Genomic DNA, 21,008 nt, shown 5'->3' with positions numbered 1-21,008 from the left:
CCCCACGGGTCAGCGGGCCGCGTAGTCGTGGGTCCCGGCCGCGGTGCGCAGTTGATGACGGCCCCGGCCCACTGAGCGCAACGTGCCGTTGAGGAAGTCCTCGAATTCGGCCAGCTTGCTGTCGACGTAGATGTCGCACTCGCCACGCAACCGATCCGCCTCCGCGTGCGCGGAGTCGATCAGCCGGGTGGCTTCACCGGTGGCCGTCGCGACGATCTCGGTCTGCGACACCAGCCGCTGCTGCTCCTTGATGCCTTCCTGGACCGCCTTCTCGTAGGTCAGGTTGCCGCTCTCGATGAGCCTGTCCGCTTCGGACTTGGCCCGCCCGGTGGTGGCCTCGTACTCACGCTTGGCCGTGGCCGCGATCCGGTTGGCCTCTTCTCGGGCCTCCGCCACCATCCGTTCGCTGTGCTGGCGCGCCTCGGCGACCATCCGGTCGGCCTGCGACTTCGCGTCCGCCAACAGCCGGTCGGCTTCTGCCCTGGCGTGGTTGACCATCGAATCGGCTTCTGCGTTGGCCGTCGACACGGTGGCCTCCGCATGGTCCTTGGCCTCGCGTAGCAGCGAATCCCGAGCATCCAGCACGTCCTGCGCGTCGTCGAGTTCGCCGGGGATCGCATCCTTGATGTCGTCGATCAGTTCCAGGACGTCGCCCCGAGGCACCACACAACCCGCCGTCATCGGCACGCCGCGGGCCTCCTCGACGATTCCACCCAATTCATCGAGTGCTTCAAAAACTCGGTACACGGCAACACCCTCCAGGCGTAGTTGACAGTGACCAGTGTGCCTGGTGTTACGCCTGTGACTCCGCTACCGGCACCGGTGTGTCGTTACCAATTGCTTGATGCCCAGCATTATGTCAATTCCCTGCGAGCTTGGCCCGCACCTGTGCGTTCACCGGTCCCGGCAGCAGCGCCGAGACGTCGCCGCCCAGCATCGCGACCTCTTTGGCCAGCGAGGACGACACGAACGAGTACTGCGGGTTGGTGGCGACGAAGAACGTGTCGACGCCCGCGATGTGCTTGTTCATCTGGGCCATCTGCAGCTCGTACTCGAAGTCGGTGCCCGTGCGCAGACCTTTGACGATCGCCGTCATGCCCCGGGCCTTGACGAAGTCGACCACGAGCCCCTGGCCCGACTCTGCGCGTACGTTCGGCAGGTGGGCGGTGGACTCCTCGATCAGCGTGATCCGTTCCTCGACGCTGAACATGCCCTTCTTGTTCGGGTTGACGAGCACCGCGATCACCAGCTCGTCGAACTGCGCAGAGGCCCGTTCGAAGACGTCGATGTGACCGAGGGTCACCGGATCGAAGGATCCCGGGCACACCGCTCCACTCATGGAGGTCGACGCTAGCAGCCCGGATGCCCGGGCAGCTCAGTCGCGTTCGGCGAGCTCGATCCGGGTGTCCCCGTAGCGGCGGGCACCCCACGGCACCCATCCGTGCGGCCACGTGATCTCGGGCCCGGAGGTCGAGCGCTCCACCACGGCCACCGTGCCCGGCATCGTCCATCCGGCGCCCTCGAGCGCGACGAGCATCGCGCCGACCTCGGCATCGTCGACCTCATACGGCGGGTCGGCCAGCACAAGATGCACCGGCCGGGCGGCGCCCGCCTGCAGGACCGCCGTCACCGATCCGCGACGCACCGACGCACCCGCGACGCCGAGGGTCGTGATGTTCTTCGTGATCACCGCCGCCGCCTTGGCGTCGGACTCCACGAACACCGCCGACGCGGCGCCTCGCGACAGCGCCTCCAGGCCCAGCGCTCCCGAACCGGCATAGAGGTCGAGCACGTCGAGCCCGGCGAAATCGATCCGGGCGGCCAACAGATTGAACAGGGACTCGCGCACCCGGTCGGTCGTCGGACGGGTTCGATTCCCGGACTTGTGCTGCGGCACCGATATTCGGCGCCCTCCCAGAGCGCCGGCAACGATGCGCGTCAGGTGACCACCACCAGCAGGTCGCCACCTTCGACCTGCGCGGTTGCCGACACCGCGACGCGCGTGGCAGTGCCCGCCTTGGGCGCGGTGATCGCGGCCTCCATCTTCATCGCCTCGATCGTGGCGATGGTCTGGCCCGCTTCCACCGCGTCGCCCTCGGCCACGTTGACCGTCACCACACCCGCAAACGGCGCCGCGACGTGATCGGGATTGTTGCGATCAGCCTTCTCGGCGGCGGGCACCTCGCTGGCGACGCTGCGGTCACGGACGACGACCGGCCGCAACTGGCCGTTGATGATGCACATCACCGTGCGCATGCCCCGTTCGTCGGGATCGGAGATCGCCTCCAGCCCGATGAGCAGTTCGACGCCGCGCTCCAGCTTGACGCGGTGCTCGTCACCGTGCCGCAGCCCGTAGAGGAACTGGTTCGCCGACAAGCTCGAGGTGTCGCCGTAGAGTTCCCGGTGGGCCTCGAATTCCTTTGTCGGACCGGGAAACAGCAACCTGTTCAGGGTGGCCTGGCGCTTGGTCCCGGCCTGGCTCAGCGCCTCGGAGTCCTCGGCGGAGAGGTCGACCTGCGGCTTGGCGGGCGCGCGCCCGGCGAGCGCCTTGCTGCGCAGCGGCTCGGGCCAGCCACCCGGAGGGTCTCCCAACTCACCGCGCAGAAACCCGATGACCGAGTCCGGAATGTCGAATTTGTCTGGCTCGGAAGCGAATTCGTCGGCCGTGATGCCCGCACCGACGAGCGCCAGCGCGAGATCACCGACCACCTTCGATGACGGGGTGACCTTGACCAGCCGGCCCAGGATCCGATCGGCGCCCGCGTAGGCGGCCTCGATCTCCTCGAATCGGTCGCCCAGGCCCAGCGCGACGGCCTGGGTGCGCAGGTTGGAGAGCTGCCCACCCGGGATCTCGTGCCGGTACACCCGGCCAGTCGGTGCGGGAAGGCCGGACTCGAACGGCGCGTACACCTTTCGCAGTGCTTCCCAGTAGGGCTCCAGGTCGCACACCGACGACAGGGCCAACCCGGTGTCGTACTCGGTGTGCGCCGTCGCCGCGACGATCGAGCTCAGTGCGGGCTGACTCGTCGTGCCCGCCAGCGGCGCCGAGGCGCCGTCGACCGCGCTGGCACCGGCCTGCCAGGCAGCCAGATAGGTGGCCAGTTGGCCGCCCGGGGTGTCGTGGGTGTGTACGTGCACCGGCAGATCGAACCGGCTGCGTAACGCACTGACCAGCATGGCCGCCGCCTGCGGTCGCAGCAGACCCGCCATGTCCTTGATCGCAAGCACATGCGCCCCGGCGTCGACGATCTGCTCGGCGAGCTTGAGGTAATAATCCAGGGTGTAGAGGTTCTCGCCCGGATCGGACAGGTCCCCGGTGTAGGACATCGCGACTTCGGCTACCGCAGTTCCGGTTTCGCGTACGGCGTCGATAGCCGGACGCATTGAATCCACGTTGTTCAATGCGTCGAAGATGCGGTAGATGTCGATCCCCACCTCGGTCGCCTCCTGCACGAAGGCGTGGGTGACCGTCTCCGGATAAGGGGTGTAACCCACCGTGTTGCGACCCCGGAGCAGCATCTGCAGGCAGATGTTGGGCACCGCCTCGCGCAGCGCGGCCAGCCGTTCCCACGGATCCTCCTTGAGGAACCGCAGGGCCACGTCGTAGGTGGCGCCGCCCCAGCACTCGATCGACAGCAACTGCGGGGTGAGCCGGGCGATGTGGGGCGCCACCATCAACAGACCGGAGGTGCGCACCCGGGTGGCCAGCAGCGACTGGTGCGCGTCGCGGAACGTCGTGTCGGTGACGCCGACGGACTTCGACTCCCGCATCCATCGGGCGAACCCTTCCGGCCCCACCTCCGAGAGCAGGTGCTTGCTGCCGCGCGGCGGCATCGTGCCGAGATCGACCTGCGGCAGCTTGTCGTGAGGATAGACCGACGACAGCCGGGGTCCGTGCGGTTGGTTGACGGTGACGTCGGCCAGGTAGTTGAGGATCTTGGTGCCGCGGTCGGCGGGCGAGCGCGCGGTCAGCAGGTAGGGGCGTTCGTCGATGAACGAAGTGGTGACCCGGCCGGCCCGGAAGTCAGGATCGTCGATGACGGCCTGGAGGAACGGGATGTTCGTCGAGACCCCGCGCACCCGGAATTCGGCCAGCGCCCGGTACGCGCGCGCCACCGCACTCCCGAAATCGCGCCCCCGGCACGTGAGTTTGACCAGCATCGAGTCGAAGTGCGCGCCGATCTCGCCCCCCAGCACCGCACCGCCATCCAGGCGGATTCCGGCGCCGCCCGGCGAGCGGTACGCGGTGATGCGGCCGGTGTCGGGACGAAAGCCGTTCGTCGGGTCCTCGGTGGTGATCCGGCACTGCATAGCTGCACCACGGATGACCAGCGATTCCTGGCTCAGACCGAGATCCGCGAGGGTCTCCCCCGACGCGATGCGCAACTGGCTGCCGACCAGGTCGACGTCGGTGATCTCCTCGGTGACGGTGTGCTCCACCTGGATCCGCGGGTTGCACTCGATGAACACGTGGTGCCCGCGCTCGTCGAGCAGGAACTCGACGGTGCCCGCACAGGTGTAGTCGATCTGCCGGGCGAACGCGACGGCATCGTCGCAGATCTTCTGCCGCAGCTCCTCGGGCAAGTTGGGCGCGGGCGCAAGCTCGATGACCTTCTGATGGCGGCGCTGCACACTGCAGTCCCGTTCGAACAGGTGCATCACGTTGCCGTCGTTGTCGGCGAGGATCTGCACCTCGATGTGGCGCGGGTTGAGCACCGCCTGCTCGAGGTAGACGGTCGGATCCCCGAACGCGGACTCGGCCTCGCGACTGGCGGCCTCCACCGCCTCGGCCAGCGCCGCGCGGTCGGTGACCCGGCGCATCCCGCGGCCGCCGCCACCGGAGACCGCCTTGACGAACAACGGGAATTCCATGTCCTCGGCGGCCTGGAGGAGTTCGTCGACCGACGCCGACGGGTCCGACGACGCGAGCACCGGGAGACCGGCCGCACGAGCTGCGGCGATCGCGCGAGCCTTGTTTCCGGTCAGCTCCAGCACCCCGGAACTGGGGCCGACAAACGTGATGCCGGCGGCGGCGCACTGCGCAGCCAGGTCCGGGTTCTCCGACAGGAATCCGTAACCCGGATAGACCGCGTCGGCACCGGCCGCGGTGGCCACCCGGATGATCTCGTCGACAGAGAGGTAGCCGCGAACCGGATGCCCGATGTCACCGATCTGGTAGGACTCGTCCGCTTTCAGGCGGTGCAGGGAGTTGCGGTCCTCGTACGGATACACCGCGACGGTGGCGATACCGAGTTCGTAGGCGGCGCGAAACGCGCGGATTGCGATCTCCCCGCGATTCGCCACGAGGACTTTGGAGATCCGACCGGTCACGGTTCACCTTAACCTCATCGGAGGCACCGATCAGACGAGAGTCGACCAGTAGTTCCAGAATCGCTCGAGAATCAGCAGGGTCACCGCGGTGAACCACAGCGCCACCAGCGACCACCGCCACGTGTAGACGGCTCTGATCACGGCGGAGCCACTTCGCTGCGCTTGCGACGCGATCGACGTGGCCACCACCAGCAGCGGGATCGTCACGGCCCACACCACCATGCAGTAGGGGCACAGCGCGCCGATCCGGTACAGGCTCTGGAAGATCAGCCAGTGGACGAACACGGTGCCCAGCAGCGTCCCGCCGGCCAGGCCGACCCAGTACCAGCGCGGCAGCGGAACCTTGGCCAGCGCGAGCACGCCGGTGACCACCACCAGGCTGAACGAGACGATCCCGATCAGCGGGTTGGGGAACCCGAGCAGCGACGCCTGCGGGGTGATCATCACCGAGCCGCAGGACAGGACCGGATTGATGCTGCAGGACGGAATGTAGTCCGGGTTGATCAGGAGTTCGATCTTCTCGATCGTCAACGTCAGCGCCGCGGCCAACCCGACGCCCCCGGCGATCAGCACCCACAGCGCGCTGCTCCTGGCGACCTCGACACCCGTCGACTCGGCGGCCGCCGGATCCGCCGCCGATGGCACTGGGTTCGACGCCGAATTTGACACCGTGGCGGTCACGACGCCGGTGCGGGTGCGACTGCGTCGAGGGCGGGAACGTCGCCGACGATCTCCCTGATCTTGGCGACCAGCGCGTCCGGCGTGCTGGGCTGGTAATCCTCGCCGTTGATGCGGATCGTCGGGGTGGACTGGACCTCGGTGGCCGCAGCCAGGCCGCTGACCATGTCGACGAAGGTGCCGTTGTTGATGCACTCCGGAACCTCGCCCGCGGCACCGGCCTGACGCGCGATCTCGACCAGTCGGGCGTTGTCCGGAAAGGCGCTTCCGGTTTCGCTGGGCTGCTGGGAGTACAGGGCTGCATGGAAGCGGCGGAACGCTTCTTTGGACTCGGAGGCCACGCAGTAGGCGGCGTTGCCGGCGCGCGACGAGTAGTTCTGGTTCTGCGGCCGATCAAGAATGCTCACCATGTAGTAGTCGGCGGCGATCGCGCCGGAATCGATGAGCTGGCTGATGGTGGGCCCGAACTGCTGCTCGAAGTTGCGGCACGCCGGGCACAGGAAGTCCTCGTAGAGCGACACGAGGGCCTTGGGCTCCTCGGTGCCCTCCTTCTTGATCAGGCTGGTCGACTCCACCCTGATGGCTTCGGCCTCACCTGCGGTCGGCCTGTCCTCGGCGCCCATCACGATGTACAGCACCAGGGCGACCGCGAAGAGCACCACGACCGAGGTCAGACCGATCTGAATGAACAGGTTGCGCTTACGATCGGCTGCCTTCAGGTCGTAACGCGCGTTCTTCTTGGGTTTGGTGGCCACGGAAGACAGAGTACCGGCGTCCCCGGCGAGGATTAGCCGCCGCGGGTCAGATGCGCACGCATCGCCGAGATGACATCGGTGGTCGCGGTGGCGCTGGCACCGCCGAGCGGGAAGAAGTTGGCGAAGCCGTGCACGACGGAGCCGTACTCCCGGTAATCGACGGCCACCCCCGCCACGCGCATGGCCTCGGCGTAGTTCCTGCCCTCGTCGCGCAGCGGGTCGAACCCGGCGGTGGCGACCAGGGCCGGTGGCAGCCCGGAAAGGTCATCGGCCAGAAGAGGTGACACCCGCGGGTCGGAGCCGTCGACCGCAGCACCGCCGAGGAACCGGTTGTTGAACCAGTCGATGTCGTCTCGGGTGAGGAAGAACCCCCGGGCGAACAGCGTCCGGGAGCGGGTCTGCGCGGTGTAGTCGGTCACCGGATACAACAACAGTTGCAACGCGGGCGGCGGCGACTTCTCGTCACGGGCACGCAGGGACACCAGCGCGGCCAGGTTGGCTCCTGCACTGTCGCCGCCCACGGCGATCCGCGTCGGATCGGCGCCGAGTTCGGCGGCGTGCTCGCGGGCCCACAGGTAGGCGGCGTAGGCGTCCTCGGCCCCCGCGGGCGCCTTGTGCTCGGGAGCCAACCGGTAGTCGACCGACAGCACGTGGACCCGGCCGGACCGGCAGATCTCACGGCACAGATCGTCGTGGGTCTCGATGCTCCCCATCACCTGGCCACCGCCGTGATAGAAGACCAGCAGCGGCGCGTCGGGGTGCTCGGTGCGGTAATGCCGCGCCTTGATGGGGCCGACGGCACCGGCCACCGCCACATCGTTGACGGCAGCTACCGGGATGTGTTGTCTGAAGCTGTCCGCGAGCAGCTCCAGCTGCGCGCGCGCGGCGACGACGTCGTCGTCGCCGACCAATCCGTCGAGTCCCAGCGACTGCTGACCGGTGAGCATCAACTGCAGCGTGGTGTCGAGGGTGTTGCCGTCGAGCGTGATCGACCGCCCACCCAGCAGGATGCGCTTGACGCTGTCAGGGATGCTCGGCAGTGCCCGCAGCGTCACCCCGGCGACCTTGTTGGCCAGTACGTCGGCCAGGGTGTGCCGGACGCGGACCTTGCGGGCGGGGCGGGTGCCGGGGATTTCGGTGACGGGCGCCTGACCCGTCGCGCTCTGCGTCATGTCTGCTCCATCGGTTCTGGCAGACCTTACCGCCGACGCCGAGGTCGGCGGCCCACTAAGGCGATGTCAGCGGCAAGCGGCTGTGCACCCCGGAGCAAAACTCCCGGGCAGGCGAATGATTAGGCGACTTACCGACACCGCAATATAGTCATCGGCGAAACCGTGTCCCCCGGCCCGAGCATGCGTCGGTGACCGGGGTCCGGTGAACGAGCATTCCACTTCAGCAGGGCAGGTGACATGATCTCGGCGGCAGCGATTCCCACCGTCACACTCAACGACGACAACACGATGCCGGTGCTCGGCCTCGGCGTGGGCGAGTTGTCGGACTCCGAGACCGAGGCCTCGGTCCTGGCGGCATTGGAGGCCGGCTACCGACTGATCGACACAGCAGCTGCCTACGGCAACGAGGCCGCGGTAGGACGCGCGATCGCGCAGTCCGGGGTACCGCGCGACGAGCTGTTCGTCACCACCAAGCTCGCCACCGAGGACCAGGGTTTCCAGTCCTCGCAGAACGCGCTCAAGGCCAGTCTGGAGCGGCTCGGCCTCGAGTACGTGGACCTGTACCTGATTCACTGGCCCGCTACCCAGCACGGCAAGTATGTCGACAGCTGGGGTGGCCTGATGAAGGCCAAGGAGGTCGGTGACACCCGCTCGATCGGTGTCTGCAATTTCAACGAGGGTCACCTCGACGACATCATCAACCTGTCGTTCTTCACCCCCGCGGTCAACCAGATCGAGCTGCACCCGCTGCTCAACCAGGCAGAGCTGCGCGCCATCAACACCGGGTACGGGATCACCACCGAGGCTTACGGCCCGCTCGGCGTGGGCAACCTGCTCGACAACGCTGCGGTCACCGCGGTCGCCGAGGCGCACGGCAGGACACCGGCTCAGGTGCTGGTCCGGTGGAGCCTGCAGCTCGGCAATGTCGTCATTCCGCGTTCGTCGTCTCCGGAGCGGATCCGGTCCAATCTCGAGGTCTTCGATTTCGAGCTGACCGAGGATCAGATGGCCACCCTCAACGGTCTCGACGACGGAACCAGGTTCCGTCCGGACCCGGAGACCTACACCGGAACCTGACCTACTAGCCCGTGTAGTAGTTCATGTAGTAGTGCGAGTAAGGTACCCCTCGTGGGATCGCCGACGTCACGTGCGCGCGGGTTGCGTGGCGCTCTGGTCGGCGTGGCCTCGTCGGTGATGACGGTCGGTGCTCACGCCGCCGCCGGCGGTGGCGTCCCCCTCGGCGGAGCCCTGGTGATCTCGCTTCTGGTCTGCGCCACGATCGGGACGGCAATCGGCTTCCTCCGGTTGGAAAGCCGCTCCGCCCGGTGGCTGGCTACCACGGCGGCGCTGTGCGCTGCTCAGTTCTTGGGACATGTGGTCCTGGTGGCGACGGGCCACCACCATGCCGGCAGTGCACTAGGCATGAGCCCATCCATGGCCGCTTCCCATATCGGGGCGGCCGTGGTCCTGGGTGTGGCCATCACCTCCGCCGAGTACCTCTACGTGGTCTGCTCATCGGTGCTCTGCTGGCTACGCCTGTTCTCGCTGCGTGCGCCGCGACCGGCGGTCCGGACCGTCCGACGGACGACGAACATCGTTGCCGTACAACCGGTTTTCACGACCGGGCTGGGTATGCGCGCTCCCCCGCGATTGGTTGCCGCCGCATAACAGCGGTCCCCTGACTCACGAAACCGCGCTGCAGAACTGCGGCAGCAAGGGTTTCGCCCGCTACCTGATCGCGCGCTATTGCCGCGCCGGCGGTCGCGTGCTCTTCCTCCACTGTTGCGCTGTTCTTCGCGGCTTCAAGCTCGCGGAACCGGATCTCGGCGCGAATTCCACATCGTTTGCATCACTTTGCGAAAGAAGAATCCCTTGTCTGACATGAAAATCCGAGCTGCTGTCGGCGCTTTCCTCGCCGCCGCGGCACTCACCGCTTCCGGATGTACCTCGTCACCGGAGCAACAGGACGCACCCATGGCCTCCTCCGTCACCATCACCGACCAATGGGCAAACGCCAGCGACGAAGAAATGGCCGCAGTATTCGGCACGATCACCAACGATGGACAGCAGGATGTCCGCATCGTGTCCGGCGACTCGCCACTGGCAGGCCGTGTTGAAGTACACGAGGTCGTTTCCGACTCCGCCGGCACCAAGACGATGCGCCCCAAAGCGGACGGAGTTGTCGTACCCGCCGGCGGGACACACGATCTGGTGCCCGGGGGCGACCACCTGATGCTGATGGACCTCAAGGAACCCCTGCAACCCGGCGCTGACGTCGCACTCGATGTGGTGTTCGAGGACGGTTCCACACTGCCGGTCACTGTTCAGATTCGCGATTTTCCTGGCGCAGACGAGGATTATCAGCCGAACAGCGACACCCCCGCTGATATGCCCCACCATGAACACGGCTGACGAACCTGCCCCGCGCCGACTGCCAGTCAATCGGCGGCGCCTCCTCACCGGAGGCGCCGCCGCATTGGCCGCAGGCGCTGCGATAACCCAGTGCAGCGCCGGCCGTTCCGCAAGCTCGGCCAGCGAACCTCTCAATGCCGCAGAACCATTCAACGGTGTACATCAGGGCGGAGTCGCGACCATCCCGCAACGGCACGCAACATTCGTCGCGCTCGATCTCACTCCCCAATCAAGCCGAAACGCACGCGGCACACTCGCTGCAGTCCTCAAGTTGTGGACCGCCGATGCTTCACGACTCACCCAGGGTCGGCCGGCTCTTGCCGACACTGAGCCTGAACTCGCCGTCCAGCCTGCGCGTCTCACTGTCACCGTCGGGTTGGGGGCGACCGCCTTCGAGCGCATCGGTCTGACTCATCTGCTGCCGGAAGCAGCAGTTGAGTTGCCTGCGTTCGCAACCGACCGCCTCGACCCAGGGTGGTGTGGCGGTGACATCCTGCTTCAGGTCTGTGCCGACGATCCCATTGTCGTGTCGCACGCCCTGCGAGTTCTGCTGAAGAACGTCAGAAGCATGACGCGGCAGCGCTGGCGGCAGTCGGGTTTCCGCGGCGCACACGGACCTGGTCGGCCCGGCGGCAGTATGCGCAATCTGATGGGGCAAGTGGACGGAACCGCAAATCTTCACGACGAGGCGGCGTTCGACCGGAACGTCTGGGACGACGGCGCCCAGCAGAAGTGGTTCGCCGGCGGAACCGTACTGGTTCTTCGGCGCATCCGCGCCGAAATGGACACCTGGGACGAACTTGACCGAACGAGCAAGGAGCTGACGATGGGTCGGCGTCTCGACACGGGCGCCCCGCTGACCGGCGAACGGGAGAACGACGTCCCCGATCTCACTGCGAGCCGCAATGGAATCCCGGTCATCCCGCCCAACGCCCATATCGCCCTGGCACGGCACCGCAACGACGAGGAACAGTTCTTGCGCCGGCCCTACAACTATGACGATCCTCCTTCGGACGACGAAACCAGCGACAGCGGACTGATCTTCGCCTCATATCAGCGTGACCCCAGAAGGCAGTTCATCCCAGTCCAACAACGGCTGGCCGACGCTGACGCCCTCAACCGGTGGGTGACGACGATCGGCTCGGCGACGTTCGCCATCCTGCCCGGCGTCGCGGAAGGCGAGCACCTGGGCCAGAGGCTGCTCGCAACGTGACGAATACACAGACATCCACGAGTTGCCGTCCGAGCCGCGTTGCCTGATCAGTTGCTTTGCGCAACTGCACTTTCCATACCAATAACGAGCGCGAATTCACCGAAATCGAGGATCGATGTCCATCACCGAAACCGAACAAAGTCCGACTCCTGAGGCCGGCCCACCGGCGCGCCACCGGCAGTTCTTCATGCGTCTGCACTTCTACGCCGGCATCTTCGTCGGCCCGTTCCTCCTTGTGGCCGCCCTCAGCGGCGGCCTGTACGCGATAGCTCCCACCCTTGAGAAGTTGGTCTACCGGGACTATCTGCATGTCGAGTCGCAGGGTCCGGCGCTACCGGTCGCCGAGCAGATACGCGCCGCCCAAGAGGCGCGGCCCGATCTCACCCTGGCGGCAGTCAGACCGGCAGCCAATCCGGGCGACACGACGCGGGTGATGTTCACCGACTCAGGCCTCGGCCCCTCTGAACGGCACGCGGTGTTCGTCGATCCGGCAACCGCCGAACCGGTGGGTCAGCTGACTGTCTACGGCAGCAGCGGAGCCCTGCCGGTGCGGACCTGGATCAGCAATCTGCACCGCAGCCTGCACCTCGGAGATCCGGGTCGGATCTACAGCGAACTCGCCGCCTCGTGGCTGTGGCTCATCGCGCTGGGTGGCGTGTACCTGTGGGTCAGTCGATACCGCCGGATGAAAGCGCGGGGTTCGGCCAAAGCACGGCTGCTGACGGTCGATCGGAGCACGACGGGCCACTCTCGAACCTTGAATTGGCATGGAACGGTGGGAATCTGGGTTACCGTCGGCCTCCTGTTCCTGTCTGCGACCGGACTCACGTGGTCAACTTATGCAGGTGCGAACATTGACGAGTTGCGTTCGGCGATGTCATGGACCACGCCCGCAGTTTCGAAAGCCCTGCCAACCGCCGGTCAGTCCGGTGTCGAGGGCGATCCGGCTGCCCACGCCGGGCACCACCAAGACGCCGCTGAACTCGGCACATCAGAGGCGATTTCGGCTTCTCACGTGAACGAGGTCGACCGGGTGCTGAGCTCCTCCCGCACGGCCGGGCTCGACGGGCCGGTGGAACTGGGCATTCCCGCCGACTCCGACTCCGCGTTCACCGTGGCGCAGACCCGTCAGCCGTGGGTGATGTCGAACAGTGCGGTCGCCGTCGACGGGGTCACCGGGGCGATCACCGACACTTCCTGGTTTCCGGACTGGCCGTTGGCAGCCAAGCTGTCGGCATGGGGCATTCAGCTCCACATGGGAACCCTGTTCGGGCTGGCGAATCAATTGGCCTTGGCGGTCCTGGCGATCGCACTGGTCACGATGATCGTCCGCGGCTACGTCATGTGGTGGAGACGCCGACCGACGCAGGGGGACCGTCGGTTCGGCCGACCACCGCGTCGCGGTGCGCTGGCGATGTTGCCGCGCGGTGCGGCAGTCGCGGTGATCGTCTGTGCCGCAGCGATCGGCTGGTTCATCCCCCTACTCGGCATCAGCCTCGTGGCGTTCGTGGCAGTCGACGTGGTCGTCGGACTGTTGCAGCGTCACAGACCGGCCGAGGAATAATCCGTCGAACGCCTACGCATTCACAACCTGACGGTGAAGAACAGCTAGATCGCAGCTACTGTCACGCCATCGCCAGGTTGAACCTCTCCTCCGGCGGGATCAGGTGGTCGTGGCTGTCCTCGCCGATGTCCAGCTGCACCCACTCGATCCGACCGGTGAAGCGGATACCGGTCGGGCCGTAGTCGGGTGAGGCCGGTGACCCGGTGTCGGAACCGACGTCGCAGGCCTCGTCGGCCGAATAGCCCGTGGGGATGGTCTTCTCCACCCGTCCCGCGCCGACAGGCTTGACGTCGAAGTACAGGGGGACGTCGCCGCCCTTGGCCAGACCACCGCCGTCATAGGCGAATTCCATCCGTACCTGGTGCTTGCCTGCCGGAATCGGCTGTTCCGCACTGATGATGTAGTGCTCGATGCCGAAGAAGTTGAAGCAGTACCTCAGCTTGCCCTCATGGGCGACTTGTTCTTCAGCGTCAGCACACACCACTCGCTGACCCGCATTCCCTGAAAGAGAAGCTGGGTGTTGCCACGGATCAACTGAGGGCGCCCCGCGATGTCGGGATTGATCCGTTCGAAGCCCCGGTCATCGAGCGGCAGGACGTCGTACTTGACCGCCTCGAAACCTGTTGAGCTTGATGCCGTTTGCTGCGAGTCGGTCGGCGACGGGGGTGCTGCACGGGCCGCCGAGATCCTTCGCGTCATAGGTGGTGAGGCCGACGTGTTTGGGGTTGGGAATCGGCAGTTGTTCCCGCGCCAGGCCCGGAGCGATGGCGAGCTTCGGTGTATCCGGACTCATCACGTCCCCTCGGGGCTGAAGGAACGCTGCGGCAGGCGCCTCACGGTGAAACTGCAGATAACCTATACGCATTGACCTTGAATCGGCATCCTTGACCGACCCGAGGCCGCAGGACGACGCTCAGGAGATCAGGCCGTGCGCCTTGGTGGTGGCCGCGGTGAAACGGTCCTGGACGTCAGCCCAGTTCACGACGTTCCAGAACGCCTTGACGTAGTCGGCCTTGACGTTTTTGTACTGCAGGTAATAGGCGTGTTCCCACATGTCGACCTGCAGGAGCGGGATGATGCCGAGCGGCACGTTCGCCTGCTGATCGTAGAGCTGGAACGTCAGTAGCCGACTGCCCAGCGTGTCGTACCCGAGCACCGCCCAGCCCGAGCCCTGAAGGCCGTTCGCGGCCGCGGTGAACTGCGCCCGGAAACGGTCGAAGGAGCCGAACTGGTCGTCGATCGCCGCGGCCAGTTCGCCGACGGGCTTGTCGCCACCGTGCGGCGACAGGTTCTTCCACCAGATCGAGTGGTTGACATGGCCACCCAGATGGAAGGCCAGGTTCTTCTCGTTGAGGAAGATCGCGGCGTGGTCGTCACCGGCACGGGCTTCCTCGAGCTTGGCGAGAGCGTCGTTGAGGCCCTTCACGTAGGTGGCGTGGTGCTTGCCGTGGTGAATCTCGTTGATCTGACCGGAAATGTGCGGCTCCAGCGCCCCGTAGTCGTAGTCCAGGTCAGGCAGCGTGTACTCGGCCATGAGTTCCCTTCGGTCGGTGGCAGCGGGCGGCGCGCCAACACTGCGCTCTGCACCCTAGGGCTGCCCGACCATATCTGTCCATCCGTTCATGTGTTCATGTGTTAGTGTAGAAATACGGTTCGGCCGTGCGCGGCGTCGATGCAGCACATCACGTAGCGACTGTCTCCACAGGCGGTGGCGATGCCACGGCCGAACCGTTCTCGGATCAGCCTGTCGGACAACTCCGCGCGCCGTCACGCAGCACCGCCGCCGACGGTGCATCCACGGGCAGTCGATAACCCCGCAGCACCGCGATGTACTGCATCGAGTACTGGCAGTGGAACGCGGAGTTCGGCGGCATCCACAGTGCCGGTTCCTTGTCGCCCTTGTCCTGATTGGTCGGCCCGTCGACGGCCAACAGGTTGGCCGGATCGTTGGCGAAGCGGACCCGCATCTCCTCGCTCCAGTTCCGCGCGCCGAGATCCCAGGCGAGCGCCAGCGGTACCAAGTGGTCGATCTGCACCGCGGCGCCGGTCTGGTTGCCGCGGACGAACGGCACGACCACGCTGGTGTACGGGTCATGCAGCGTGCCGGTCGCCACCGCGGTAGGACACCGGCTGATCGACACATAGGTCTTGTCGCTCAGATCGCGGTCGAGGATGTCGTTGCGGGTGTCGCAGCCGTTGCGGCCGCCGGGAGCCGTGGTGTCATCGGTCCACGAGTCCCCGAACGCATCCCGTCGATAGTCGTATCCCCGGACGCGCGCGGGAATCTCGGCAACGCCGGCCAGCACATCGACACCCGGCGCGACAGTCGGGATGTCGGCCTGTGCGATGAAGCGGGACGAATCCTGCGATGTGGAGGTCACCTGGACGGCGACGATCACCGCGAGCGTGGCGGCGACCACCGCCCACAAGAGTTGTTTACGGCTCATGACTTTTCCAGGAACTGCACTCGGTCGGCGTCGATGAACGGCGCCGACAGCACCGCCATGCCACTGTCCAGCGGGTCGTGGTCATACACGGACTCGCAGAGATCGCGTGCCGTGCGAATGATGTCGTAATGCTCGGCAAGCGAAAGGAACCGCAACGTGATGGGCCGGCCCGATTGATGCAGGCCCAGCACATCTCCCTCGCTTCGTTCGCGCAGATCGAGATCGGCGAGCGCGAAGCCGTCCTGCGTGGCCGCGACGGCTTTGAGGCGCTGTCCCGCTTTGGATTGTTCGGGGAGATTGGTGGCCAACAGGCACAGGCTGGGGTGCTCGCCGCGGCCGATTCGCCCGCGGAGCTGGTGAAGCTGGCTGATGCCGAACCGGTCGGCGTCCATCACCACCATGACGGTCGCGTTGGGCACGTCGACACCGACCTCGATGACCGTGGTGCACACCAGAACATCGATCTCGCCGGCACGGAACGCCGACATCACGGCGTCCTTCTCCTCGCTGGGTAGCCGCCCGTGCATCAGGCCCAGCCGCAGGCCGGTCAGGGGCCCACGCTGCAGACGAGCGAACAGTTCCACCACGGTGGTCGGCGGTGGGCCCGGCTCTTTGGCCTCCTTCTTGGTCTTCTTCGCACTGGTGGGCGTGTCGTCTTCGTCGATCCGCGAGGCGACGACGTAGGCCTGGCGCCCGGCCTTGACTTCCTCGACGATCCGGGCCCACGCTCGGTCAAGCCACGCCGGCTTCTGGCGGACGAAGATCGTGTTGGACGTGATGGGCTGCCGTCCCCGGGGCAGCTCCCGCAGCGTCGATGTCTCGAGGTCGCCGTACACCGTCAGCGCCACCGTTCTGGGGATCGGCGTCGCGGTCATCACCAGAAGATGAGGAGTGATGCCGTCGGGAGCCTTGGCGCGCAGCCGATCCCGCTGCTCCACCCCGAACCTGTGCTGCTCGTCGACGACCACCATGCCCAATCGGTGGAACTCCACGGCATCCTGCAGCAACGCATGCGTGCCGATGACGATCCCGGCCGCGCCGGAGGCGACCTCGTCGCGCACCTCGCGCTTGTGTTGCGCCGACATCGATCCGGTGAGCAAGGCCACCCTGGTGGCCTGCTCCGCCCCGCCCAGTTGCCCCGCCAGGGCCAGCGGTCCCAGCATTGCCCGGATCGACTGAGCATGTTGCGCGGCGAGCACTTCGGTCGGCGCCAGCAGTGCGCACTGGTAACCGGCGTCGATCATCTGCAACATCGCGAGCACCGACACGATCGTCTTGCCGGATCCCACCTCGCCCTGCAGCATGCGGTTCATCGGACGGGTAGCGGTGAGCTCGGCGGAGATGACACCGAGCACCTCGCGCTGCCCGTCGGTCAGTTCGAACGGCAACTGGGCGGCCATCGCGGCCGCCAGACCGTCGTCGCGGCGCGGGGCCGGCGGGCCGGAATCGCTCAACTCACTGTGCCTGCGGACCACCAGGCCCCACTGCAGTCCGATCGCCTCGTCGTAGGTGAGCCGTTCGATGGCACGCGTGCGGTCGATGCTCGTCTCAGCGAGATGGACCGCGCGTAGCGCCTCGTCCTCCGACATCAGATCATGTTCTCGGACAAACCAATTCGGAATCGTCTCGGCGACCGGGTCCAACACGGCGAGGACCTGACGCACGCAGGCGTATATCTCCCAGGTCTGCATCTTGGAGTTGGCCGGATAGATCGGGAAGAAGTCCCGTTCGAACTCCGACAGCAGCTCGTCACCGGATGCGGTGGAGGCAGCGGCGATGGCCGCCAGGGATTTGGTGCCCTTGCCGGAGTCCAGAACCAGGAACGCCGGGTGCGTCAACTGCATGATGCCCTTGAAGTAGCCCACCTCCCCGGACAGCATCACCCGGGTGCCCGCGGTCAGCTGCTTTTTCAGGTACCTGGCATTGAAGAACGTCGCGGTGACCTTCGGCCGGCGGTGTCCAAGCGTGATCACCAGGTACTCACGTCTGGACCCCCGAGTGGTCCATCTGGGTTCTGCCCTGGTGATCTCGTCGACGAAGGTGACGTGCTCGCCCTCCTCGAGGTCGAGCTCCTCCCCCTCGCCACGGGTGGTCATGGCGTCGCTGTACTTGCGCGGGAAGTACCGCACCAGGTCGTAGACCGTCCGGATGCCGAAGTACTCCTCGAGTTGGCTCGCAGCCTTGTCGCCGACCAGGAACGGCAACCGATCGTTCAGCGAAGCCACGCTCACTCCACCCCGATCAGCAGTGCGTCGCCGTGGTGGCCGGTGTGGAAGGTCACCATCTCCGTTCCGGGGTGGTGGCGGCGGACGTGGTCGACGAGCGCCTCGGCAACGCTGTCATCCACGCCGTCACCGGTGAGAACCGTCACAAGTTCACCGCCCGCGCCGAGCAGCAAGTCGATCAGTCCCGCCCCTGCGGTGACGATGTCGTCACCCACGATCACGACCTCGTCGCCGGCGATTCCGAGCCCGTCGCCCGGCTTGCAGGTGCCTGCCCAGGTCAACGCCTCGGCGGCGGCCTGCCGGACGGACCCGAAACGGGCACCCGCCGCCGCTCTGGCCATGGTGTACCCGTCGTCGACGAGCAGGCGGTCGGTGTCGTGGACGGCCAACGCCGCCAACCCCTGCACCATCGACCCGGTGGGCACGGGCGCCATGACGATCCCCCAGTCCGAGGCGACCGCCCACCCGGCGAGCAACTCCTCGGCGGCGACGTAGCCGTTGGGCAACACCATCACCTGCGCGGCGCCGGTGTTGACCAGTGCATGCAACAGCTGTTGGGCGCTGACGGGCACATCCGGCTCCAGACGCAGAACCTGGGCGCCTTCACCGGTGAAAAGACCTTCGGCGCCGTCGCCGTCGACGACGGCCAGCACTGCCCGCTCGCGGCTCCAGGCCCCGGCCGGATGGCGATCGCCGCTCGCCACCAGCGAGGTGATCTGAATGCGGCTGAGGCGCCCCGCCTCCAGGCCGGCTTCCACCGCGGCCCCGGCGTCGTCGGCGTGCACGTGCACCGAATAGCGCCCCTCGCCGGCGCCAAAACCCGATGCGGCGATGGCCACCGAGTCACCGAGCTCGTCGAGACGGGCGCGCAGCTTCTCGACGGCATCGGTCTCACAATCGCTGAGCAGGTACATCACCTCGAACTCGGGAGATCGCGCCGCCACGGCCGCCGGCTGGGTGTTCACCGGCGCCGGCAGGTAGACGTCGCGCTGGGAAACCTGCCCGGACAGCGTGGCGCTCAGCGCGTCGAGTAGTACCAGCAGGCCTCGGCCCCCCGCGTCCACCACACCGGCCTCGGCCAGCACCGCGAGCTGGGTCGGCGTGCGGTCCAACGCCACCGCCGCGGCGTCGGCACTTGCGATGACCACGTCGGCGAGCTCGCGCCGCTCGGCAGCGGCGCGCTCGGCGGCACCGGCCGCCTCCTGCAGGACCGACAGAATGGTGCCGGGCACCGGTTCACCCATCGACGTCACCACCAGGGCGGCCGCGTGCCGTAGCGAGGCACCTAAGAGCGTGCCGTCGATGTCGGTCAAGGCGCCGGCGCGGTCAGCGGCCGCCGCGGCCGTCACCTCCGCGAAACCCCGCAGAATCTGCGACAGGATCACCCCCGAGTTGCCCCGCGCCCCGCGCAGTGCCCCGTCGGCCAGCGCGGCGGTCAGCGCTACGACGTCGTCGTCACCGGCGAGCACGTCGACCTGCGCCCAGGCGGCGCGCATGGTGAACAGCATGTTCGTGCCGGTGTCGGCGTCGGCGACCGGGAACACGTTGAGCTGGTTGATCTCGTCGGTGTGCCTGATGAGGTCGGCGACGGCGGTGTGTGCCCAGCGTCTCAGGGCAGGCGCATCGAGCCGCCGAGCCGACATTCCCACCTCCAACACCCGCCATGGCGTCGGCGTCGCACCAGACTGCAGCCACCGTGGGCGCCAGCCTATCCAGTGCCGGTGACAACGCCGAAGACGCGTGGCAGGGCCTGTGGACACCGGTCCCTCGGCCTGTTTTTGGCGATACCTGTGTCGGCCGGTATTCTGATCGGGTTGTCGGGTCAAGCCGTGGCTAATTCGCGGCTGAAGGACCCAGACCCCCAAGTACTGATTCGAGGAGTTCTACATATGGCTGCGGTGTGCGATATCTGCGGGAAGGGCCCCGGCTTCGGTAAGTCGGTGTCGCACTCCCATCGCCGGACCAGCCGTCGGTGGAACCCCAACATCCAGCCGGTGCGCGCGGTCGCCCGCCCCGGCGGCAACAAGCAGCGGGTCAACGTCTGCACCTCCTGCCTGAAGGCCGGGAAGGTCTCGCGCGGCTGACCGCCGCGCACCTGCACCGACAGCGCGGCCGTTTAACGGTGAACCTGTCGGGTAGGCCTCACCTTGAGGTCGGGCACCAGGCCCGGTCGGAAAGGAAATGGCCATCCAGATGACATTTGCCGCAAAGGCTCGTCCCGTCCTGATCACCGTCTCCGGGGCTCTGGCCGCCGGATGGTTCCTGGTCGCGTGCGGCGACGACGGGACCGCCGACACCGAGAACACCACCGTCGAGACGACGCAGACCACCCAGACGACAGAGACCACCCAGACGACAGAACCTGCGGACACCTCCGAACCCACCATCGAGGTACCGTCGCCCGATGTGGACGCCCCAGATGTGGATGCCCCCGATGTAGACATCCCGTCGCCCGAGGTGCCCGAGGTGACCCCGAGCCCGGTTCCCTGACCCGCGTCCTGACCTGAGAGCTAGGGCAGCCGCCAGTCGACTGGCTCGGCGCCCATCTTCTCCAGCAGGTCGTTGGTACGGCTGAACGGCCGTGAGCCGAAGAATCCCCGTGACGCCGACAGCGGTGACGGATGCGCCGATTCGATGATGGCGGTGTCCCCCAGCATCGGTTTCAGTGTGGCGGCATCACGCCCCCACAACACTGCGACCAAGGGCTGCTGACGGGCCACCAGCGCTCGGATCGCGCATTCGGTCACCGCCTCCCAGCCCTTGCCGCGGTGTGACGCCGGCGTCCCGGGACGCACCGTCAGCACCCGGTTGAGCAGCATCACCCCCTGCTCCGCCCATGGCGACAGGTCCCCGTTGGCCGGGGCGGGGTGCCCGAGGTCGTCGCGGTACTCGGTGAAGATGTTGGCCAGGCTGCGAGGCAGCGGGCGCACATCGGCTGCCACCGAGAAGCTCAGCCCGACCGCGTGCCCGGGCGTCGGATAGGGATCCTGGCCGACGATCAACACACGCACCTGCTCGAATGGGAAGGTGAACGCGCGCAGGATGTTCGGACCCTCTGGAAGGTAACGCTGGCCGTCGGCCAGTTCCGAGCGCAGGAACTCGCCCATGTGCGTCACCTGGGGTTCGACCGGCTCGAGTGCGCGGGCCCAGGCCTCGTCGACCAACTCGCTGAGAGGACGTGCAGTCACGAGAGGCCAACATAGTGTGCGGC

At 66.8% G+C, this 21,008-nt stretch carries 20 protein-coding genes and 1 pseudogene; 7 read left to right on the top strand and 14 right to left on the bottom strand.

All coding sequences use genetic code 11. The annotated features are described in order from the left end of the window. Positions 1-9: 9 nt before the first annotated feature. The 7 genes from sepIVA to BEMPMBAN_RS24690 form a co-directional block, all read right to left on the bottom strand. A complete protein-coding gene (gene sepIVA / locus BEMPMBAN_RS24720; RefSeq protein WP_159233936.1) occupies positions 10-747 on the bottom strand; it encodes a cell division protein SepIVA in 738 nt (245 codons plus the stop codon). A gap of 112 nt (positions 748-859) precedes the next feature. Next, a complete protein-coding gene (gene coaD, locus BEMPMBAN_RS24715; RefSeq protein WP_159233934.1) occupies positions 860-1,339 on the bottom strand; it encodes a pantetheine-phosphate adenylyltransferase in 480 nt (159 codons plus the stop codon). Between the two features lie 36 nt (positions 1,340-1,375). Continuing rightward, positions 1,376-1,942, bottom strand: coding sequence for a 16S rRNA (guanine(966)-N(2))-methyltransferase RsmD (rsmD, locus tag BEMPMBAN_RS24710; RefSeq protein WP_159233963.1), 567 nt, complete (start codon positions 1,940-1,942; stop codon positions 1,376-1,378). Next, on the bottom strand, positions 1,939-5,331 hold the full coding sequence (locus BEMPMBAN_RS24705) for a pyruvate carboxylase (protein ID WP_159233932.1): 3,393 nt from the start codon (positions 5,329-5,331) through the stop codon (positions 1,939-1,941). The genes rsmD and BEMPMBAN_RS24705 overlap by 4 nt, the downstream gene beginning before the upstream one ends. A 30-nt stretch (positions 5,332-5,361) precedes the next feature. Then, entirely contained in the window at positions 5,362-5,976 is a 615-nt protein-coding gene (locus tag BEMPMBAN_RS24700; RefSeq protein WP_234897681.1) for a vitamin K epoxide reductase family protein, read from the bottom strand. 32 nt (positions 5,977-6,008) lie between these two features. Continuing rightward, the gene (locus tag BEMPMBAN_RS24695; RefSeq protein WP_159233930.1) at positions 6,009-6,764 is read right to left on the bottom strand and encodes a DsbA family protein; all 756 of its coding nucleotides are present in this window, start codon (positions 6,762-6,764) and stop codon (positions 6,009-6,011) included. A 32-nt stretch (positions 6,765-6,796) separates the two neighbouring features. Next, positions 6,797-7,936: an alpha/beta hydrolase gene (locus tag BEMPMBAN_RS24690; protein WP_159233928.1), complete on the bottom strand. Its 1,140-nt coding sequence runs from the start codon at positions 7,934-7,936 to the stop codon at positions 6,797-6,799. A 237-nt stretch (positions 7,937-8,173) separates the two neighbouring features. On the opposite strand from BEMPMBAN_RS24690, the gene BEMPMBAN_RS24685 reads away from it, so the two are divergent. The 5 genes from BEMPMBAN_RS24685 (at position 8,174) to BEMPMBAN_RS24665 (ending at position 13,125) form a co-directional block, all read left to right on the top strand. Then, positions 8,174-9,013, top strand: a complete 840-nt coding sequence (locus BEMPMBAN_RS24685) for an aldo/keto reductase (protein WP_159233926.1) — start codon at positions 8,174-8,176, stop codon at positions 9,011-9,013. 51 nt (positions 9,014-9,064) lie between these two features. Further along, the gene (locus BEMPMBAN_RS24680; RefSeq protein ID WP_159233924.1) at positions 9,065-9,604 is read left to right on the top strand and encodes a hypothetical protein; all 540 of its coding nucleotides are present in this window, start codon (positions 9,065-9,067) and stop codon (positions 9,602-9,604) included. A gap of 213 nt (positions 9,605-9,817) precedes the next feature. Continuing rightward, positions 9,818-10,348, top strand: a complete 531-nt coding sequence (locus BEMPMBAN_RS24675) for a copper chaperone PCu(A)C (RefSeq protein WP_159233959.1) — start codon at positions 9,818-9,820, stop codon at positions 10,346-10,348. Continuing rightward, on the top strand, positions 10,335-11,561 hold the full coding sequence (locus BEMPMBAN_RS24670; RefSeq protein ID WP_159233922.1) for a Dyp-type peroxidase: 1,227 nt from the start codon (positions 10,335-10,337) through the stop codon (positions 11,559-11,561). Before BEMPMBAN_RS24675 ends, BEMPMBAN_RS24670 begins: the two co-directional genes overlap by 14 nt. Positions 11,562-11,676: 115 nt before the next feature. Beyond that, positions 11,677-13,125, top strand: a complete 1,449-nt coding sequence (locus tag BEMPMBAN_RS24665) for a PepSY-associated TM helix domain-containing protein (protein WP_159233920.1) — start codon at positions 11,677-11,679, stop codon at positions 13,123-13,125. A 61-nt stretch (positions 13,126-13,186) separates the two neighbouring features. On the opposite strand, the pseudogene BEMPMBAN_RS24660 reads toward BEMPMBAN_RS24665, so the two are convergent. From BEMPMBAN_RS24660 to BEMPMBAN_RS24635, 6 genes and pseudogenes are all read right to left on the bottom strand, one after another. Continuing rightward, positions 13,187-13,740, bottom strand: a pseudogene (locus BEMPMBAN_RS24660) (arylsulfatase); the annotation flags it as partial. Then, entirely contained in the window at positions 13,706-13,918 is a 213-nt protein-coding gene (locus tag BEMPMBAN_RS24655) for a hypothetical protein (protein ID WP_200846110.1), read from the bottom strand. The pseudogene BEMPMBAN_RS24660 and the gene BEMPMBAN_RS24655, both read right to left, overlap by 35 nt. A 120-nt stretch (positions 13,919-14,038) precedes the next feature. Continuing rightward, complete coding sequence (locus BEMPMBAN_RS24650; protein WP_159233918.1) at positions 14,039-14,659, bottom strand: superoxide dismutase; 621 nt, start codon at positions 14,657-14,659, stop codon at positions 14,039-14,041. Positions 14,660-14,864: 205 nt separating this feature from the next. After that, positions 14,865-15,572 carry an HNH endonuclease family protein gene (locus BEMPMBAN_RS24645; protein WP_159233916.1) on the bottom strand — a complete coding sequence of 236 codons (708 nt, stop codon included), beginning with the start codon at positions 15,570-15,572 and terminating at the stop codon, positions 14,865-14,867. Beyond that, positions 15,569-17,797, bottom strand: a complete 2,229-nt coding sequence (gene recG, locus BEMPMBAN_RS24640) for an ATP-dependent DNA helicase RecG (protein ID WP_159233915.1) — start codon at positions 17,795-17,797, stop codon at positions 15,569-15,571. Before recG ends, BEMPMBAN_RS24645 begins: the two co-directional genes overlap by 4 nt. A gap of 2 nt (positions 17,798-17,799) precedes the next feature. Then, entirely contained in the window at positions 17,800-19,440 is a 1,641-nt protein-coding gene (locus BEMPMBAN_RS24635) for a fatty acid kinase ATP-binding subunit FakA (RefSeq protein WP_159233913.1), read from the bottom strand. A 246-nt stretch (positions 19,441-19,686) separates the two neighbouring features. On the opposite strand from BEMPMBAN_RS24635, the gene rpmB reads away from it, so the two are divergent. Together rpmB and BEMPMBAN_RS24625 are read left to right on the top strand one after the other, a co-directional pair. Beyond that, positions 19,687-19,881 (top strand): 50S ribosomal protein L28, encoded by a 195-nt coding sequence (gene rpmB, locus BEMPMBAN_RS24630; RefSeq protein WP_159233911.1) that lies wholly within the window; start codon positions 19,687-19,689, stop codon positions 19,879-19,881. 109 nt (positions 19,882-19,990) lie between these two features. Next, positions 19,991-20,287 (top strand): hypothetical protein, encoded by a 297-nt coding sequence (locus BEMPMBAN_RS24625; RefSeq protein WP_159233909.1) that lies wholly within the window; start codon positions 19,991-19,993, stop codon positions 20,285-20,287. Between the two features lie 20 nt (positions 20,288-20,307). Here BEMPMBAN_RS24625 and BEMPMBAN_RS24620 read toward each other — a convergent pair whose 3' ends face one another. Continuing rightward, positions 20,308-20,985 carry a uracil-DNA glycosylase gene (locus tag BEMPMBAN_RS24620; RefSeq protein ID WP_159233907.1) on the bottom strand — a complete coding sequence of 226 codons (678 nt, stop codon included), beginning with the start codon at positions 20,983-20,985 and terminating at the stop codon, positions 20,308-20,310. Positions 20,986-21,008: the final 23 nt, after the last annotated feature.

The sequence above is a fragment of the Mycolicibacterium austroafricanum genome (assembly GCF_902705885.1).
GTDB lineage: Bacteria > Actinomycetota > Actinomycetes > Mycobacteriales > Mycobacteriaceae > Mycobacterium > Mycobacterium vanbaalenii_A.
The sequence above is the reverse complement of the archived record's forward strand: the minus strand, read 5'-3'. Positions and strand labels throughout refer to the sequence as shown.

Bases quoted from the DNA above. Each gene is read 5' to 3' on its own strand.
- BEMPMBAN_RS24665 (WP_159233920.1), top strand. From the start codon at position 11,677: ATGTCCATCACCGAAACCGAACAAAGTCCGACTCCTGAGGCCGGCCCA.
- rpmB (WP_159233911.1), top strand. From the start codon at position 19,687: ATGGCTGCGGTGTGCGATATCTGCGGGAAGGGCCCCGGCTTCGGTAAG.
- BEMPMBAN_RS24635 (WP_159233913.1), bottom strand. From the start codon at position 19,440: ATGTCGGCTCGGCGGCTCGATGCGCCTGCCCTGAGACGCTGGGCACAC.
- BEMPMBAN_RS24625 (WP_159233909.1), top strand. From the start codon at position 19,991: ATGACATTTGCCGCAAAGGCTCGTCCCGTCCTGATCACCGTCTCCGGG.
- BEMPMBAN_RS24650 (WP_159233918.1), bottom strand. From the start codon at position 14,659: ATGGCCGAGTACACGCTGCCTGACCTGGACTACGACTACGGGGCGCTG.
- BEMPMBAN_RS24645 (WP_159233916.1), bottom strand. From the start codon at position 15,572: ATGAGCCGTAAACAACTCTTGTGGGCGGTGGTCGCCGCCACGCTCGCG.
- BEMPMBAN_RS24655 (WP_200846110.1), bottom strand. From the start codon at position 13,918: ATGAGTCCGGATACACCGAAGCTCGCCATCGCTCCGGGCCTGGCGCGG.
- BEMPMBAN_RS24675 (WP_159233959.1), top strand. From the start codon at position 9,818: ATGAAAATCCGAGCTGCTGTCGGCGCTTTCCTCGCCGCCGCGGCACTC.
- BEMPMBAN_RS24685 (WP_159233926.1), top strand. From the start codon at position 8,174: ATGATCTCGGCGGCAGCGATTCCCACCGTCACACTCAACGACGACAAC.
- coaD (WP_159233934.1), bottom strand. From the start codon at position 1,339: ATGAGTGGAGCGGTGTGCCCGGGATCCTTCGATCCGGTGACCCTCGGT.
- BEMPMBAN_RS24690 (WP_159233928.1), bottom strand. From the start codon at position 7,936: ATGACGCAGAGCGCGACGGGTCAGGCGCCCGTCACCGAAATCCCCGGC.
- BEMPMBAN_RS24670 (WP_159233922.1), top strand. From the start codon at position 10,335: ATGAACACGGCTGACGAACCTGCCCCGCGCCGACTGCCAGTCAATCGG.